The sequence below is a fragment of the Pseudomonas sp. AM14(2022) genome, assembly GCF_036346455.1.
GTDB classification, from domain to species: Bacteria; Pseudomonadota; Gammaproteobacteria; order Pseudomonadales; family Pseudomonadaceae; genus Aquipseudomonas; species Aquipseudomonas putida_A.
Genome location: NZ_JAOTNY010000018.1, coordinates 65,096 through 81,532 on the forward strand (window position 1 = coordinate 65,096; position 16,437 = coordinate 81,532).

The window sequence follows — 16,437 nt, forward strand, 5'->3', positions numbered from 1 at the left end:
CACAGGCAGGGAAGCCAGAAAAACAATAACCATGGAGACACCCGATGCAGCTGACACGTATCGCCCAGTCCATTCTGCTCACTCTGCTGGCCGGCACCGCCAGCGCCGCCACCCTGGACAGCACCCGCGAACAGATCGCCACGCAAGCCAAGGCACTTGAACCGCAACTGCTGGAAACCCGCCGCGACATCCACGCGCATCCGGAACTGGGCAACACCGAGAAACGCACCGCGGAACTGGTCGCCAGACAACTGAAGGCCATGGGCCTGGAAGTCAAAACCAACGTCGCCCGCACCGGCGTGGTTGCCATCCTCAAGGGCGCCCTGCCCGGCCCGACCGTGGCCTTGCGCGCCGACATGGACGCGTTGCCGGTCAAGGAAGTCGCCGACCTGCCCTTCGCCTCGAAAGCCAAAGGCACTTATCTGGACAAAGAAGTCGACGTGATGCACGCCTGCGGCCACGACGCCCACACCGCGATCCTGCTGAGCACGGCGAAAATTCTCACTGGCCTGCGCGACACCCTGCCCGGCACCGTGGTGTTCTACTTCCAGCCCGCCGAAGAAGGCCCGAGCGACTTCATCCCCGACGGCAAAAACACCTGGGGCGCGAAAATGATGGTGCAGGAAGGCGTGATGAAATCACCCAAACCCGACGCCGTCTTCGGCCTCCACGTCTGGGCCGGCGTCCCCGCCGGCCAGATCGCCTACCGCCCCGGCGCCACCCTGGCCAGCTCCGACGACCTGCGCATCAAAATCCTCGGCAAACAGACCCACGCCGGCCGCCCGTGGGACGGCATCGACCCAATCACCGTCGGCGCACAAACCATCGTCGGCCTGCAAACCGTGGTCAGTCGCCGCACCGACATTTCGTCCTACCCGTCGGTGGTCAGCATCGGCACCATCAACGGCGGCACCCGCTACAACATCATTCCCGAATCCGTGGACATGAGCGGCACCATCCGTTCCTACGACTACGGCATCCGCCAGAAACTCCACGCCGACGTACGCCAGACCATCGAAAAAATCGCCGAAAGCGGCGGCGCGAAAGCAGACGTGACCATCATCGAAAAATACGACCCGACCATCAACAACCCGGCACTGACGGAAAAAATGCTGCCGACGTTGAAGTGGGCAGCCAAGGATGACGTGGTCAATGCGCCGCTGGTGGGCGGCGCGGAAGACTTCTCGTTCTTTGCCAAGGAAGTGCCGGGGTTATTTGTGTTTCTCGGGGTGACACCACGGGATCAGGACATGAGCAAGGCGGCGCCGAATCACAATCCGGGATTCTTTGTGGATGAGTCGGCGCTGGTGGTTGGGGTGAGGACGATGGCGTCGTTGGCGACGGATTATTTGTATGCCAATGCCGGGGCGGGCAAGTAGAGATGAAGTGACAGTGGGGGCGCCTTCGCGAGCAGGCTCGCTCCCACATTTGACCGTGTACAGCCTGTTAGAGATTGGTCGGCTGTCAGGCCACCATCGCGAGCAAGCTCGCTCCCACAGTTGGATTGAGTGCAGGCAGTTGGAGATTGGTCGGCTGGGAGGTCACCATCACTGGCAGGCCAGCTCCCACAGAGAGATTGGGTGCAGGCATTTAGAGATTGGTCGGCTGTCAGGCCGCCTTCGTGAGCAAGCTCGCTCCCACAGTTGGATTGAGTGCAGGCAGTTGGAGAATGGTCGGCTGTCAGGCCGCCATCGCTGGCAAGCCAGCTCCCACAGTTGGATTGAGTGCAGGCAGTTGGAGATTGGTCGGCTGTCAGGCCGCCATCGCTGGCAAGCCAGCTCCCACAGTTGGATTGAGTGCAGGCAGTTGGAGATTGGTCGGCTGTCAGGCCGCCTTCGCTGGCAAGCCAGCTCCCACAATGGATTGGGTGTGGGCAGTTGGAAACTGGTCGGCTCATAGGCCGCCATCGCTGGCAGGCCAGCTCCCACAGTGGGATTGGGTGCAGGCAGTTGGAGATTGGTCGGCTGTCAGGCCGCCTTCGCGAGCAAGCTCGCTCCCGCAGTGGGATTGGGTGCAGGCAGTTGGAGATTGGTCGGCTTTCAGGCCGCCATCGCGAGCAGGCTCACCCCTACAGCAAAGCAAAAGCCGACCGCAGGCTCTTCACCACTCCATGGCCGAGTGTCAGCTCGCCGAAAGCTCTTGATCTTGACTCACCGGCCCGTCGGCAGGCTGAGCGGAGGGATTGATCCGGGGGTGGGAGCGCAGCGACCTTTTGGCGAAGCCAAATGCATCGAGAGGAGGTGCAGCGAAGCAAACCGGAGGCGATGCGCCCGGATCGATCCCGGAGCGAAGGAACCCCGAGCTTTAGCGAGCGGGCCGAACGTCAGGGCACAGACCTTTGGTTCCTTTGGGGCGTTTGCCAAAGGGACTCGCTGTAAAAGCGAAACCGCCAGTGGCAACACCCGAAGCAACGGATATACACCCAAAACCCCAAGAACCTGGTCGGCCCAAAGGCCGCCAAGGTCAAACAACATCTACACCAACGTGAATCGCATCATGCCGCCAAAACTCCAGATCACAATCAATCAACCGCTCATGCTGATCATAATTGACCCGAGCAATCCGTAACCCCGGACTCCCGACAGAAACCCGCAAAGCCGCCGCCGCATCCACCGCCAACGACGTCGGCACAATCTCGAACCGCACCCGCCCATAGTGCAAATCGTAATGCCGCGCATAAAGCTCGGTCATCGACTGATTCAAATCAAATCCCAGAATCCCCGGAAAATACTGCGGATTCAGATAATGCTCCACATACAACACCAGCCGCCCGTCAATCCGCCGCGACCGGCAAATCTGAATCACGCTCGACAAAGCAGGCAACTGCAACAACGCACACACCGCCACCGACGCCGGCTGCAACCGCGCCGAAATCACCTCGGTCGACGGCACCCGCCCCTGCGCACTGACCATGGCGTGAAAGTGACTGCGCTGCATCAGGTTGTACGCCAGACGTGGCGGCGAAACGAACCAGCCACGGCGCTCCTCGCGATAGATCTGCCCCTGCGCCTCCAACTGCAACAAGGCCTCACGCACAGTAATGCGCGTGGTGCCGAACAACTCACTGAGCTTGCGCTCGGCCGGCAACTTGCTCCCGGGCGCGAGCAGGCCGTGATCAAGTTGCTCCTGCAGCACCTGACCAATCGCTGTCACCGCTTTTGTTGCCTCATCGCGCATCAACGTTACCTATCTGGACTAGACCAGCACTGTTTCGGGGCAAAAACCGTACGGCCTGCAAGCCGTTTCCATGTGTTGCAAGCCTAGGCAGTGCAGATGACCGAGAGATGACAAACCCGCCCGACGGTCGCCCTCATGACTTGCAATACATCGGCCAAGTCCCTTGTCCGCCGGGGCTTTGACCTTGGTCTACGCTTACCCAGCAAACGCCGAAACCGGGCCAATAAAAGGCCTGCCGGGCGACCGCCGACATCAAAGTGTCATCCAGCCCCCTTAAATTGGCTCAGGTATTGCTGACCTAGACCAACACAAACCGCAATCGCAGCGTTGAACACGACCAAGGAGCTTCGGAATGAAACAGCTTTTCCTGGCAACACTGTTAGGCTCGACCATTGCAATGTGCACCGCCGCCATGGCGGCGGGTACCGACCTGAAAACCCTCGAAGCCGCTGCGAAAGCGGAAGGCGCCGTCAACAGCGTCGGCATGCCCGATGACTGGGCCAACTGGAAAGGCACCTGGGAAGATCTGGCCAAGACCTATGGCCTGAAACACATCGACACCGACATGAGCTCGGCCCAGGAAATCGCCAAGTTCGCCGCCGAAAAAGACAACGCCACTGCCGACATCGGCGACGTCGGCGCCGCCTTCGGCCCGATCGCGGTCAAACAGGGCGTGGTGCAACCGTACAAACCAAGCACCTGGGATCAAGTCCCGGACTGGGCCAAGGACAAGGACGGCAACTGGGCACTGGCCTACACCGGCACCATCGCCTTCATCGTCAACAAGAAGCTGCTGCACGGCTCCGAAGTCCCGACCAAATGGGCTGACCTCAAGGGCGGCAAATACAAGGTTTCCATCGGTGACGTGAGCACCGCTGCGCAAGCCGCCAACGGCGTACTGGCCGCTGCCCTGGCCAACGGTGGCGACGAGAAGAACATCCAGCCGGCCCTGCTGCTGTTTGCAGACATCGCCAAGCAAGGTCGCCTGTCGATGGCCAACCCGACCATCGCCACCATGGAAAAAGGCGAAATCGAAGTCGGAGTGGTCTGGGACTTCAACGGCCTGAGCTACAAGGCCAAGATGGCCAACCCGGATGACTACGTGGTGCTGATCCCGTCGGATGGCTCGGTGATTTCCGGCTACACCACCATCATCAACAAGTACGCGAAAAACCCGAACGCCGCCAAGCTGACCCGCGAATACATCTTCAGCGACGCCGGCCAGACCAACCTCGCTCGCGGCAATGCTCGTCCGATCCGTGCCGAGCACCTGCAACTGCCGGAAGACGTGAAGGCCAAGCTGCTGCCGAACGAGCAGTACAAGAAGGTCACGCCGATCAAGGACGCCGACGCCTGGGAAAAAACCTCCAAGGCCCTGCCGCAGAAGTGGAACGAAGAAGTCATCGTCGAGATGAAGTAATCCTGTAGATCCCGACTCGGGATCCATTGGAGATCCAAATGTGGGAGCGGGCTTGCTCGCGAAGGCGGTGGATCAGTCAAGCATCTATCGACTGACACTCCGCCTTCGCGAGCAAGCCCGCTCCCACAGGGGATCCAGGTTGAATCTGAAATTTCCTGTTTAGCGGAGTTTTTGCCCCTATGAAGCACAACGTCATCCTTGTCGTGCTCGACGGCCTCAGCCATGAGGTCGCGCGTCACGCCATGGGGCATCTGCAGGCTTACGTTGGCGCAGGACGCGCCGCGCTCTATCAATTGGAGTGCGAGTTGCCGGCCCTGTCCCGACCGCTTTACGAATGCATCCTTACCGGCGTGCCGCCGATCGACAGCGGCATCGTCCACAACAACGTTGCGCGCCTGTCCAACCAGCGCAGCATCTATCACTACGCCCGCGACGCCGGCCTGAAAACCGCCGCAGCGGCCTATCACTGGGTCAGCGAGCTGTACAACCGCTCACCGTTCCTGGCGGCCCGCGACCGTCATACCGACGATCCAGCGTTACCGATCCAGCACGGGCATTTCTACTGGAACGATCACTACCCGGATTCGCACCTGTTCGCCGACGCGGAACACCTGCGCCTGCGCCATGCGCCGAACTTCCTGCTGATCCACCCGATGAACATCGACGACGCCGGCCACAAGCACGGCCTCGATTCCGCGCAATACCGCAACAGCGCGCGCTCGGCGGACATCATCCTCGCCGACTACCTGCAAGGCTGGCTCGACGCGGATTATCAGGTGCTGGTGACTGCCGATCACGGCATGAACAACGACCGCTCGCACAACGGCTTGCTACCGGAAGAGCGCCAGGTGCCGCTGTTCGTCCTCGGCAACGCCTTCAGCCTCAACGCTGAGGCCGCGCCGAAGCAGACCGATATCTGCGGCACCGTCTGCGAACTGCTCGGCGTCCCTCACGACAAACCTGTGTGCCGGGAGCTGCTCAAGTGAACGCCATGACTCGCGGCAAATGGCTCGCGGCCCTGTGTCTGGTGCCGTTCGCGCTGTTCTTTATCGTGTTCGAAATCGCCCCGCTGGTCTGGGTGATGATCAACAGCCTGCAATCGGAAGAGTTCGGCTGGGGCTTCGCCAACTTCAGCAAGATCTTCAGCTCGAAGTTCTATTTGCAGGCGATTCAGTACAGCCTGGAGATCAGTTTCTGGTCGAGCGTATTCGGCATCATCATCGCCGTGCTCGGTGCGTATTCGTTGCGCCGGGTCGACTCGAAACTGCGCAACTTCGTGAATGCCTTCGCCAACATGACCAGCAACTTCGCGGGGGTGCCGCTGGCGTTCGCGTTCATCATCCTGCTCGGCTTCAACGGCAGCATCACCATCATGCTCAAGCAGGCCGGGATCATTCAGGACTTCAACCTGTACTCGAAAACCGGTCTGATCATCCTCTACACCTACTTCCAGATTCCCCTCGGCGTGCTGCTGCTGTACCCGGCATTCGACGCCTTGCGTGAAGACTGGCGCGAATCCGCCGCGCTGCTCGGCGCCAACGGCTGGCAGTTCTGGCGCCACATCGGTCTGCCGGTGCTGACCCCGGCACTGCTCGGCACTTTCGTGATCCTGCTGGCCAACGCCCTCGGCGCCTACGCCACGGTGTACGCCTTGACCACCGGCAACTTCAACGTGCTGCCGATCCGCATCGCGGCAATGGTTTCCGGGGATATTTCCCTCGATCCGAATCTCGCCAGTGCCCTGGCCGTGGTGCTGGTGGCGTTGATGACCATCGTCACCGTCGTGCATCAACTGCTGTTGAAGAGGAGCTACCATGTCTCGCGCTGAATCCGGCCCGGCCGGCGTCTACCACCGCGTCGTGGTTTATCTGCTGTTCGCGATTCTGCTGCTGCCGCTGGTGGGCACGCTGATCTACTCGATTGCCAGCAGTTGGTCGGCGACCATCCTGCCCAGCGGTTTCACCTTCAAGTGGTACCTCCAGTTGTGGAGCGACCCGCGCTTCCTGCATGCCTTCGGCCAGTCGCTGCTGGTGTGCGTCGGCGCGCTGGTGCTGTCGGTGGTGCTGATCCTGCCGCTGCTGTTCGTGGTGCATTACCACTTCCCGAAACTCGATGCGCTGATGAACATCCTGATCCTGCTGCCCTTCGCGGTGCCGCCGGTGGTGTCGTCGGTGGGTCTGTTGCAACTGTACGGTTCCGGGCCGCTGGCGATGGTCGGCACACCGTGGATTCTGATCGGTTGCTACTTCACCGTGGCGCTACCGTTCATGTACCGGGCGATCACCAACAACCTGCAGGCGATCAACCTGCGCGACCTGATGGACGCTGCGCAACTGCTCGGCGCCAGCACCTTTCAGGCGGCATTTCTGGTGGTGCTGCCGAACCTGCGCAAGGGCCTGATGGTCGCGTTGCTGCTGTCGTTCTCGTTCCTGTTCGGTGAGTTCGTGTTCGCCAACATCCTCGTTGGCACGCGCTACGAAACCCTGCAGGTGTACCTGAACAACATGCGCAACAGCAGCGGCCACTTCACCAGTGCGCTGGTGATCTCGTACTTCTTTTTCGTGCTGGTCCTGACCTGGATCGCCAACATCTTGAACAAGGACAAAAGCGAATGAGCTATGTCAGCGTCCAACACCTGCAGAAAAACTACGCGGGCACGACCGTGTTCAGCGACATCAACTGCGAAATCAACAAGGGCGAATTCGTCACCCTGCTCGGCCCTTCCGGTTGCGGCAAGTCCACGCTGCTGCGCTGCATTGCCGGCCTGACGCCGGTGGATGGCGGCAAGATCCTGCTTGATGGCGTCGACATCGTGCCGCTGAGCCCGCAGAAACGCGGGATCGGGATGGTGTTCCAGAGCTACGCGCTGTTCCCCAACATGACCGTCGAACAGAACGTCGCCTTCGGCCTGCGCATGCAAAAAGTCAACTCGGACGACAGCCACAAGCGTGTCGCCGAGGTGCTGAAACTGGTTGAGCTCAACGACTTCGCCAGCCGTTATCCGCATCAGCTCTCCGGCGGCCAGTGTCAACGCGTGGCCCTCGCCCGCTCGCTGGTGACCCGTCCACGCCTGTTACTGCTGGATGAACCGCTGTCGGCGCTGGATGCGCGTATCCGCAAACACCTGCGTGAACAGATCCGGCAGATCCAGCGCGAACTCGGCCTGACCACGATTTTCGTCACCCACGACCAGGAAGAAGCATTGACCATGTCCGACCGGATTTTCCTGATGAACCAAGGGAAAATCGTGCAGAGCGGCGACGCCGAAACCCTCTACACCGCGCCGGTCGATATCTTCGCCGCCGGCTTCATCGGCAACTACAACCTGCTCGACGCCGAGAGCGCCTCGAAACTGCTGCAACGGCCGATCAACCACCGCATCGCGATTCGCCCGGAAGCCATCGAACTGAGCCTCAATGGCGAACTCGATGCACAGATCCGCAGCCACAGCCTGCTCGGCAACGTGATCCGCTACCGGGTCGAAGCGCGCGGCGTGGAACTGGTGGTGGACGTGCTCAACCGCTCGGCGGCGGATCTGCATCCCGACGGTCAGCGTCTGGCGCTTTCCATCGATCCGACGGCCCTGTGTGAGGTAGCCTGATGACTTTGCTGACGTTGAAGAGAGAACTGCACTGATGGCCCTGGCAATTTTTGATCTGGACGAAACCCTGATCCACGGCGACTGCGCCACCCTCTGGAGCGAGCAGATGGGGCGCCTGGGCTGGGTCGATCCCGAGTCGTTCATGCGCAAGAACAACGAGCTGATGGACGCCTACAGCCATGGCAAATTGCGCATGGAAGAGTTCATGGAATTCAGCCTCGAACCGATGGTCGGCCGTACCCCGGAAGAAGTCGAACACCTGGTCGGCCCATGGGTGGAAGACTTCATCGAACCGATCATCTTCAGCGACGCGACCAAAACCATCGCCGCCCACCGCAAGGCCGGCGACCGGATTCTGGTGATCTCGGCTTCCGGCACGCACCTGGTCAAACCGATCGCCGAGCGCCTGGGCATCGACGAAATTCTCGGCATCGAACTGGACGTCGCGCACGGTGTTTACACTGGCCAGACCGTCGGCACGCTGACCTACCGCGAAGGCAAGATCACCCGCCTGCTGGAATGGCTGGATGCCGAGGAAGAGAATCTGGAAGGCGCGAGTTTCTACTCCGACTCACGCAACGATTTGCCATTACTGCTGAAGGTGGACTTCCCGCATGTGGTGAATCCGGATCCGGTCCTGCTGGAGCACGCCGAAAAAGCAGGCTGGCCGATCCATCTCTGGAAGTAAACATAGATCCAATTGTGGGAGCGGGCTTGCTCGCGAAGGCGGAGTGTCAGTCGATAAATTCTTGTCTGATTCACCGCCTTCGCGAGCAAGCCCGCTCCCACAGGTTTTTCGGTGTTTTCAGGTCAGGCTTTCGTCGACCACCAGCACCAGTTTGCCGGCAACTTTGTTGCTCGCCAGCTCGGCAAACGCCGCTTCGGCGTCTTTCACCGGGAAGGCTTTTGCCAGTTGCGGACTCAACCGCCCTTCGGCAAACAGCGGCCACACATGCTGGCTCAAATCGCTGAACAGGTCGGCCTTGAACTGATCATCACGACTGCGCAACGTCGAACCAAGCAATTGCACGCGCTTGGCCAGAACCTGTGCCAGATCCAGTTTCGCCTCACGCCCGCCCATCAAGCCGATCAAGACCCAGCGCCCGTCCAGCGCCGTCAGCTTGAGGTTCAGTGCCGCATAGTTGCCGCCGACCGGATCAAGGATCACGTCAAACGGCCCGAAGTCGCGCAGGCTTTCCAGATCATCGGTGCGCACCACGCCGCCCTGGGCTCCCAGCGCCTCACAGTAGGCCAATCGCTCAGCCGACCCGACGCTGACCCAACAGGGATTACCGAACGCCTTGCACAGCTGAATGGCGGCTGAACCAATTCCACTGGCCCCGGCGTGCAGGAGAACCTTCTCGCCGGGTTTCAGCGCCGCCAGTTGAAACACGTTGAGCCAGACCGTTGCATAAACCTCGGGTAATGCCGCGGCCTCGATCAACGAAACGCCCTCGGGCACCGGCAGCACGTGCCGTCCATCGACCACCACCTCCTCGGCCATTCCGCCCCCGGCCAGCAAGGCGCAGACCCGGTCGCCGACCTGCCAGGACGAGCCGGCGCCGACTTCGCTGATCACCCCGGAACACTCCAGACCGAGCACCTGACTGGCGCCCGGCGGCGGTGGATAAAGCCCGGCTTTCTGTAATAAATCGGCGCGATTGAGGCCCGCAGCCGCCACGCGAATGCGCACTTGTCCTACGTCACATGCCGGACTCGGCTCTTCAAGCCATGCCACTTGACCTTCAACGCCTTGCAATGCCTTCACAGTGCCTCCATAGTGAGTCTGGACTGAGCCCGAAGCTGTAGCGCCGGGCTTTTTGCATTATGCGACCGGCTCTCGTAGAACCGGCGACTTCAAAGACGGCCTAATATGCGTTATCAATTGTCCCCGCGTCGAATCAGCATGAAGCATTTGCTCCCCAGCACCGCCCTCGCTCTTTTCATCGGTATCGGCTTGTTGCCGGTGTCGGGCACTACATTCGCAGCCAACAGCTGGGACAAGTTGCAGCCGGATCGCGACGAAGTGATCGCCAGCCTCAACGTCGTCGAGTTGCTCAAGCGTCACCACTACAGCAAGCCGCCGCTCGACGATGCGCGCTCGGTGATCATCTACGACAGCTACATCAAGCTGCTGGACCCGTCGCGCAGCTACTTCATGGCCAGCGACATCGCCGAATTCGACAAGTGGAAGACCCAGTTCGACGACTTCCTCAAAAGCGGCGACCTCAACGCCGGGTTCACCATCTACAAGCGGTATCTGGACCGCGTCAAGGCGCGTCTGGACTTCGCCATTGCGGAGCTGAACAAGGGCGTCGACAAGATGGACTTCACCACCAAGGAAACCTTGCTGATCGATCGCAAGGACGCCCCTTGGCTCAAATCCACCGCTGAACTCGACGACCTGTGGCGCAAACGCGTCAAGGACGAAGTGCTGCGGCAGAAGATCGCCGGCAAGGATTCCAAGCAGATCCAGGAAACCCTGACCAAGCGCTACAAGAACCAGTTGGCGCGCCTGGACCAGACTCGCGCGGAAGACATCTTCCAGGCGTACATCAACACCTTCGCCATGTCCTACGACCCGCATACCAACTATCTGTCGCCGGATAACGCGGAGAACTTCGACATCAACATGAGCCTGTCCCTCGAGGGCATCGGCGCCGTGTTGCAGAGCGACAACGATCAAGTGAAAGTCGTGCGCCTGGTGCCGGCAGGCCCGGCCGACAAGACCAAGCAGGTTGCACCGGCCGACAAGATCATCGGCGTTGCCCAGGGCAACAAAGAGATGGTTGACGTGGTGGGCTGGCGCTTGGACGAAGTGGTCAAGCTGATCCGCGGCCCGAAAGGCACCGTGGTGCGCCTGGAAGTGATTCCGGCCAGCAATGCGCCGAACGACCAGACCAGCAAGATCGTGCCGATCACTCGCGAAGCGGTGAAGCTTGAAGACCAGGCGGTGAAAAAATCCGTGCTGAACCTGAAACAGGACGGCAAGGACTACAAGCTCGGCATCATCGAGATCCCGGCGTTCTACCTCGACTTCAAGGCGTTCCGTGCCGGTGATCCGGACTACAAGAGCACCACCCGTGACGTCAAGAAACTGCTGACTGAACTGCAGAAAGAGAAAGTCGACGGCGTGGTCATCGACCTGCGCAACAACGGCGGCGGTTCTCTGCAGGAAGCTACCGAGCTGACCAGCCTGTTCATCGACAAAGGCCCGACCGTACTCGTGCGTAACGCCGATGGCCGCGTCGATGTGCTGGAAGATGAAAACCCGGGCGCGTTCTACAAAGGCCCGATGGCACTGTTGGTCAACCGCCTGTCCGCCTCGGCTTCGGAGATCTTCGCCGGCGCCATGCAGGACTACCATCGTGCATTGATCATCGGTGGCCAGACCTTCGGCAAAGGCACCGTGCAGACCATTCAGCCGCTGAACCATGGCGAACTGAAACTGACCCTGGCCAAGTTCTACCGGGTTTCCGGGCAGAGCACCCAGCATCAGGGCGTACTGCCGGACATCGACTACCCGTCGATCATCGACACCAAGGAAATCGGCGAAAGCGCCCTGCCGGAAGCCATGCCGTGGGATACCATCAAGGCAGCGATCAAGCCGGCCTCCGATCCGTTCAAGCCGTACCTGGCGCAGCTCAAGTCCGAGCATGACGCACGCAGCGCCAAAGACGCCGAGTTCGTGTTCATCCGTGACAAACTGGCCCTGGCGCAGAAGTTGATGGAAGAGAAAACCGTCAGCCTCAACGAAGCCGACCGCCGTGCCCAGCATGCGGACATCGATGCCAAGCAACTGGCCATGGAAAACATCCGTCGCAAAGCCAAAGGCGAAGAACCGCTCAAAGAGCTGAAGAAAGAAGATGAAGACGCGCTGGCTGCGGCTGAGCCGGACAAGGTCAAACCAGAAGACGACGCCTACCTGAGCGAAACCGGGCGCGTGCTGCTGGATTACCTGAAGCTGAGCAATCAGGTGGCCAAGAAGTAAGATGATGGCAATTTAGTGGTGACGCTCCCCGGAGCGTCATCAAACAGTCATCATTCTGTCGTGAAATAAAGGACTGGGAGCGCCTCTTCAAGCAAGAGCGCTCCCAGTCCTTTTTTTATCGCCAGAGATTGCCATGACCACGACCGAACAGCTGAGTGCCTTGAGCTCGATCCTGACTCAAAGCGGTTTGCACAGCCTGTTCCAGCCGATCATCTGTCTCTCCGAGCGTCGTATTCTCGGCTACGAAGCTCTCACTCGCGGCCCGTCCAACAGCCCTCTGCATTCGCCAATCGCGCTGTTCGCCGTGGCGCGTCAGGCCGGCCGCCTGAGCGAATTGGAAATTGCCTGCCGCCAGTCTGCCTGCCGTCGTTTCAACGAGCAGCAACTGCCGGGCAAGCTGTTCCTCAACGTTTCACCGGAATCCCTGCTTGAAGCCGCGCACCAACCGGGGCGGACCCTGCAACTGCTGCAGGACTTCGGTATTCCACCCAGCCAAGTAGTGATCGAACTCACCGAACAGACGCCGATCGACGATTTCCAGTTGCTGCAAACCGCCCTGCATCACTATCGGGCGATGGGCTTTTCGATTGCATTGGATGACTTGGGTGCCGGCTATTCGAGCTTGCGTCTATGGTCGGAGCTGCGTCCGGACTATGTGAAAATCGACCGCCACTTCATCGACGGCATCCATCAGGACGCATTGAAGCGCGAGTTCGTCGGCTCGATCCTGCAAATCGCCAAGGCCTCGCGGGCGCAGGTGATTGCCGAGGGGATCGAGTTGCCGGAAGAACTGGCGGTGCTGACCGAGATGGGCGTCGATCTGGTGCAGGGTTACCTGCTCGCTCGCCCACAGGAGCATCCGCCGCGCGATGCCCGGGCCCTGATGCCGAAACACGACAGCAGCACCGTGGCGTTGAACGACGAAGGCAGCGACCTCAGCGCCCTGCTCAACGAGCAACCGGCGGTGCATCGTGACACACCGACTGCCACCGTACTGGAAGCCTTCCGCCGCCAGGCCAATCTAAACTCACTGGCGGTGCTCGACGAACAGGGCCAGCCGTGCGGCATCGTCCATCGCCATTCGTTGTCCGACGCGCTGCTCAAACCGTTCGCCACCGACCTGTTCGCACGCAAACCGATCAGCCGCCTGATGAACGACGACTTCCTCGCCGTGGAAATGAGCCAGTCGCTGCAACAGGTCAGCCGCCTGATCACCAGCCGCGCCCGACAGCGCATCGAAGAAGATTTCATCATCACCCTCAACGGCGGTTATCTGGGCCTTGGCCGGGTGATCGACGTGCTCAAACTGATCACCGAACTGAAAATCCAGCAGGCGCGCTACGCCAACCCGCTGACCCTGCTACCCGGCAACGTGCCGATCCAGCAATGCCTGACCCGCCTGCTGCAACAAGGCCGCGAATCGATCATCTGCTACGTCGACATCGACAGCTTCAAACCCTTCAACGACATCTACGGCTACGGCCGTGGCGATGAAGTGCTGCTGTGCCTGGCGCAATGTCTGAACGAACGCGTCGACCCTTCCCGCGACTTCGTCGGCCACATCGGCGGCGACGACTTCCTGCTGGTACTCGGCCCGGGAGACTGGCGCAAACGCCTCAACCAACTGCTCGACGACTTCCAGAGCCAATGCCGCCGCTTCTATCGCCCGGAACACCTGGAGGCCGGCTGCTTCATCGCGCCGAACCGCCAAGGCGTGCGCCAGGAGTTTCCGCTGCTCTCGTTATCGATCGGCGTAGTCCACCTGCAACCCGAGGCCTGCGCAGAACTGGATGCCAGCCAACTCGCGGAAATGGCTTCGCAGGCGAAGCATCATGCGAAGAATGTTCCGGGGTATAGCGTGCATGTGATTGATAGTCTTACTGCCACCGACATTCAACCTCCGCAGCTGATTGGCCAACGCTGACTCTCCAGGCGACACAGATCCCTGTGGGAGCGGGCTTGCTCGCGAAGGGGTCAGTAGCATCACTCAAGATTCCGCTTCTAATGCCGGCTACCACGTGGAGCAGTCTTCCTGACTGGCGAGATACAACTCATCAATCCAAACTTCGGAGAGAATAGAGTACACATGCTCAAAAAAACTCCTGGGATCTTTTATTTCATTCCAGCCAAGTGGAAGCAATGAATGAGAAAAAGGATTATGTTTAAAAACCTCAGAGAGCTTACTCGCTTCGCCATCCAGAGCCTCACCCAATACAAAAAACAAGACAAACTTGTGCCGATGAATCAAACCCGAAAATCTTCTCACAATAAATTTATAAATCAATTCCGCTCTATCTGAAGGACACTCAGGATCGTACTCTGCCAACTCTGCGCCCAGCGTCTCTTCGCGATCGTATATATCAAACCCACCAAGAAAGTGCTTCAACTTAGGGCTGTATGGAACATCAAGATAGGGATGCATCAACATCAAACGTGCTCCACCGGATATAGAGCGAAAGGTTGCAATGTTTCAAAGTCAAATTTCATTTCAAACCCATTCATTTTTTGAATGTAGCGGGGTTCTGATGGATCTGATGGGTTAGGTTCGTACCCTTCCCCCACATTTTCGGCAGCCATTCTCACAACCAAATTACCCATGCTGTCTTCTCCCGTGAATCGCGACATCTTCCGTGCCTCTCTTGTCATCGCTTCATTTAAAGCATTCAACTGCGCTCGATGGGTTAAAAACCGCGAACTATAAACACCTCTGAACATCTTCCACCTGTTCCCTAACTCAACTCATTATCGAAAAACAGCAAAAAACAAATCTTTCAAATTAAGAATCAAAACTCTATAAAATTTTCTACCTTTGACATCAACCATTAGAAAACCGATTTCGAAAAAATCAAGCCCCACAAAGATTAGAGGCGATGAATCGCTTTAAGAACTAATCCAATTCATATAAAAAAATCGTTGCTCATCTGGATCGCTTGTTAAATCCTGATCTTCATAATCAAATATATATACAAGATCATCTAAAGAGGCTTCTTTACCAACCACTAGTTCGTATGCTTTTAGTCCAAGAGACATTTGAGAAGACATGCTTGACGGATGAACATTTATTTTCGCCCCCTTGCAAAAAAACGTTAACTCTGGATTATCTTTCCTCAACAAAGCAAAACATTTATAAAAATCACACCCAAAGTAGATCCGCTTACACCCACTTTCACAAATGAATGCTATTGATATTTCCTCACGATTACAAACCAGGTCAATCTCTTGCCTTTCATTACCATCTGAAATTTTAATTGTAGCTACAAATACTGATTTCATTTGTCTATTTTCCTATGCGGATTTGGAATGGAATAGCCAAACTCCTTACCATCATCAATAATTAATGTAGCACCGAGAACATCCTCCCTCCTTATCCTACCTGGGATTGAAATTTCCTGTTCTTTACTAAAATTATAGGCTGCTCCTAGCTCTTTTTTAAGATCGCGACCTGGAATCATTTTAAGTGTGTAAAGAAACCCTGGCCTTGTGAAGTAGCTTGTAGCGAATGCTTTTCCCATATCTCTCGAAAGAGATGTGCTAATAAAGTTACTAGGAGGAAAGTCGCTATCGATTGAGTGAAGAAATAGATCATTGCTATCTCCTTTACTTTTAAAACCGTGCTCAAAAACTTCCGAAGGATCCTTCGTATCTCCACGGTACAAATACGTATTTTTAGTTTTCGCTGCGGGAGGAGAGGAAATAGCTTCCCCTCCAAGTATCTTTTTAGTCGGATCGTTTGATTCAAAAGACGGTTTGTTGCACCCCGCTCCTCCCGGGCAATCATTCAACCCCAACGGATCCACCCACCCCGTCGGATTCGGCACATACCGATACTGATTCAACCCACCCGCCAACTTGATGGGATCCGGCGTCAAATACCGTCCCAACCTCGGGTCGTAATACCGATGCCGGTTGTAATGCAGCCCACTTTCCGCATCGAAATACTGCCCCTGAAACCGCAGCGGCTGGTCCAGGTAGTCCTCGCCCGCGAGGGTGATCGCCGACACCTTGCCGTAGGCGTCGTATTGCGCCGACCAGACGATTTCGCCGCTGTAGTCGGTCAGTTCCTGTGGCGTGCCGAGGTGGTCGAGTTGGTAGTAGAACGGGCAAGCGCGTTTCGGGCCTTTGCCGTCGAGCAGCGCCAGGGGGCGGAAGGTGCCGGGTTCGTAGACGTAGCTGCGGTGGTGGCTCGGGCTGCTTTCGGCGACGAGGTGGTCGCCTTGCCAGAAGAACTCGGTGGTCTGGCCGTCGACG

The 16,437-nt window shown here is 58.3% G+C and carries 15 protein-coding genes; 9 read left to right on the plus strand and 6 right to left on the minus strand.

The genetic code is table 11. The features are described from left to right. The first annotated feature begins 44 nt into the window (after nt 1-44). Nucleotides 45-1,379 carry an amidohydrolase gene (locus V3W27_RS25430; RefSeq protein ID WP_330207818.1) on the plus strand — a complete coding sequence of 445 codons (1,335 nt, stop codon included), beginning with the start codon at nt 45-47 and terminating at the stop codon, nt 1,377-1,379. A 1,084-nt stretch (nt 1,380-2,463) separates the two neighbouring features. On the opposite strand, the gene V3W27_RS25435 is transcribed toward V3W27_RS25430, so the two are convergent. Next, nucleotides 2,464-3,177 (minus strand): UTRA domain-containing protein, encoded by a 714-nt coding sequence (locus tag V3W27_RS25435; RefSeq protein WP_027613355.1) that lies wholly within the window; start codon nt 3,175-3,177, stop codon nt 2,464-2,466. A gap of 352 nt (nt 3,178-3,529) precedes the next feature. Here V3W27_RS25435 and V3W27_RS25440 point away from each other — a divergent pair, with 352 nt between their 5' ends. From V3W27_RS25440 to V3W27_RS25465, 6 genes are all read left to right on the plus strand, one after another. Further along, a complete protein-coding gene (locus tag V3W27_RS25440) occupies nt 3,530-4,597 on the plus strand; it encodes an ABC transporter substrate-binding protein (protein WP_064586692.1) in 1,068 nt (355 codons plus the stop codon). A 179-nt stretch (nt 4,598-4,776) separates the two neighbouring features. Next, complete coding sequence (locus tag V3W27_RS25445) at nt 4,777-5,583, plus strand: alkaline phosphatase family protein (RefSeq protein WP_330207819.1); 807 nt, start codon at nt 4,777-4,779, stop codon at nt 5,581-5,583. A 5-nt stretch (nt 5,584-5,588) separates the two neighbouring features. Next, the gene (locus V3W27_RS25450; RefSeq protein ID WP_163005303.1) at nt 5,589-6,425 is read left to right on the plus strand and encodes an ABC transporter permease; all 837 of its coding nucleotides are present in this window, start codon (nt 5,589-5,591) and stop codon (nt 6,423-6,425) included. Further along, on the plus strand, nt 6,412-7,212 hold the full coding sequence (locus V3W27_RS25455) for an ABC transporter permease (RefSeq protein ID WP_007965346.1): 801 nt from the start codon (nt 6,412-6,414) through the stop codon (nt 7,210-7,212). Before V3W27_RS25450 ends, V3W27_RS25455 begins: the two co-directional genes overlap by 14 nt. Then, nucleotides 7,209-8,198, plus strand: a complete 990-nt coding sequence (locus V3W27_RS25460; protein WP_096797027.1) for an ABC transporter ATP-binding protein — start codon at nt 7,209-7,211, stop codon at nt 8,196-8,198. Before V3W27_RS25455 ends, V3W27_RS25460 begins: the two co-directional genes overlap by 4 nt. A 34-nt stretch (nt 8,199-8,232) precedes the next feature. Then, nucleotides 8,233-8,886 carry an HAD family hydrolase gene (locus V3W27_RS25465; RefSeq protein WP_330207820.1) on the plus strand — a complete coding sequence of 218 codons (654 nt, stop codon included), beginning with the start codon at nt 8,233-8,235 and terminating at the stop codon, nt 8,884-8,886. Between the two features lie 117 nt (nt 8,887-9,003). On the opposite strand, the gene V3W27_RS25470 is transcribed toward V3W27_RS25465, so the two are convergent. Continuing rightward, on the minus strand, nt 9,004-9,966 hold the full coding sequence (locus tag V3W27_RS25470; RefSeq protein ID WP_098967907.1) for a zinc-binding dehydrogenase: 963 nt from the start codon (nt 9,964-9,966) through the stop codon (nt 9,004-9,006). A 138-nt stretch (nt 9,967-10,104) separates the two neighbouring features. On the opposite strand from V3W27_RS25470, the gene V3W27_RS25475 reads away from it, so the two are divergent. Both V3W27_RS25475 and V3W27_RS25480 read left to right on the plus strand, forming a co-directional pair. Continuing rightward, nucleotides 10,105-12,189, plus strand: a complete 2,085-nt coding sequence (locus V3W27_RS25475; protein WP_167734107.1) for a carboxy terminal-processing peptidase — start codon at nt 10,105-10,107, stop codon at nt 12,187-12,189. 133 nt (nt 12,190-12,322) lie between these two features. Continuing rightward, on the plus strand, nt 12,323-14,113 hold the full coding sequence (locus tag V3W27_RS25480; protein WP_330207821.1) for a bifunctional diguanylate cyclase/phosphodiesterase: 1,791 nt from the start codon (nt 12,323-12,325) through the stop codon (nt 14,111-14,113). A gap of 87 nt (nt 14,114-14,200) precedes the next feature. Here V3W27_RS25480 and V3W27_RS25485 read toward each other — a convergent pair whose 3' ends face one another. The 4 genes from V3W27_RS25485 to V3W27_RS25500 all read right to left on the minus strand — a co-directional run. Then, nucleotides 14,201-14,617, minus strand: coding sequence for a hypothetical protein (locus V3W27_RS25485; protein WP_330207822.1), 417 nt, complete (start codon nt 14,615-14,617; stop codon nt 14,201-14,203). After that, nucleotides 14,617-14,787: a hypothetical protein gene (locus V3W27_RS25490; protein WP_245223432.1), complete on the minus strand. Its 171-nt coding sequence runs from the start codon at nt 14,785-14,787 to the stop codon at nt 14,617-14,619. The genes V3W27_RS25485 and V3W27_RS25490 overlap by 1 nt, the downstream gene beginning before the upstream one ends. A 282-nt stretch (nt 14,788-15,069) precedes the next feature. Further along, nucleotides 15,070-15,462: a hypothetical protein gene (locus V3W27_RS25495; protein ID WP_081755202.1), complete on the minus strand. Its 393-nt coding sequence runs from the start codon at nt 15,460-15,462 to the stop codon at nt 15,070-15,072. Beyond that, on the minus strand, nt 15,459-16,437 hold a 979-nt coding region (locus V3W27_RS25500; protein WP_330207823.1), incomplete at its 5' end, for an RHS repeat-associated core domain-containing protein. The genes V3W27_RS25495 and V3W27_RS25500, both read right to left, overlap by 4 nt.

Excerpts from the sequence above, each read along its gene's own strand:
- V3W27_RS25430 (WP_330207818.1), top strand. The coding sequence starts at position 45 with ATGCAGCTGACACGTATCGCCCAGTCCATTCTGCTCACTCTGCTGGCC.
- V3W27_RS25435 (WP_027613355.1), bottom strand. The coding sequence starts at position 3,177 with ATGCGCGATGAGGCAACAAAAGCGGTGACAGCGATTGGTCAGGTGCTG.
- V3W27_RS25440 (WP_064586692.1), top strand. The coding sequence starts at position 3,530 with ATGAAACAGCTTTTCCTGGCAACACTGTTAGGCTCGACCATTGCAATG.
- V3W27_RS25445 (WP_330207819.1), top strand. The coding sequence starts at position 4,777 with ATGAAGCACAACGTCATCCTTGTCGTGCTCGACGGCCTCAGCCATGAG.
- V3W27_RS25450 (WP_163005303.1), top strand. The coding sequence starts at position 5,589 with ATGACTCGCGGCAAATGGCTCGCGGCCCTGTGTCTGGTGCCGTTCGCG.
- V3W27_RS25455 (WP_007965346.1), top strand. The coding sequence starts at position 6,412 with ATGTCTCGCGCTGAATCCGGCCCGGCCGGCGTCTACCACCGCGTCGTG.
- V3W27_RS25460 (WP_096797027.1), top strand. The coding sequence starts at position 7,209 with ATGAGCTATGTCAGCGTCCAACACCTGCAGAAAAACTACGCGGGCACG.
- V3W27_RS25465 (WP_330207820.1), top strand. The coding sequence starts at position 8,233 with ATGGCCCTGGCAATTTTTGATCTGGACGAAACCCTGATCCACGGCGAC.
- V3W27_RS25475 (WP_167734107.1), top strand. The coding sequence starts at position 10,105 with ATGAAGCATTTGCTCCCCAGCACCGCCCTCGCTCTTTTCATCGGTATC.
- V3W27_RS25480 (WP_330207821.1), top strand. The coding sequence starts at position 12,323 with ATGACCACGACCGAACAGCTGAGTGCCTTGAGCTCGATCCTGACTCAA.
- V3W27_RS25485 (WP_330207822.1), bottom strand. The coding sequence starts at position 14,617 with ATGTTGATGCATCCCTATCTTGATGTTCCATACAGCCCTAAGTTGAAG.
- V3W27_RS25490 (WP_245223432.1), bottom strand. The coding sequence starts at position 14,787 with ATGGGTAATTTGGTTGTGAGAATGGCTGCCGAAAATGTGGGGGAAGGG.
- V3W27_RS25495 (WP_081755202.1), bottom strand. The coding sequence starts at position 15,462 with ATGAAATCAGTATTTGTAGCTACAATTAAAATTTCAGATGGTAATGAA.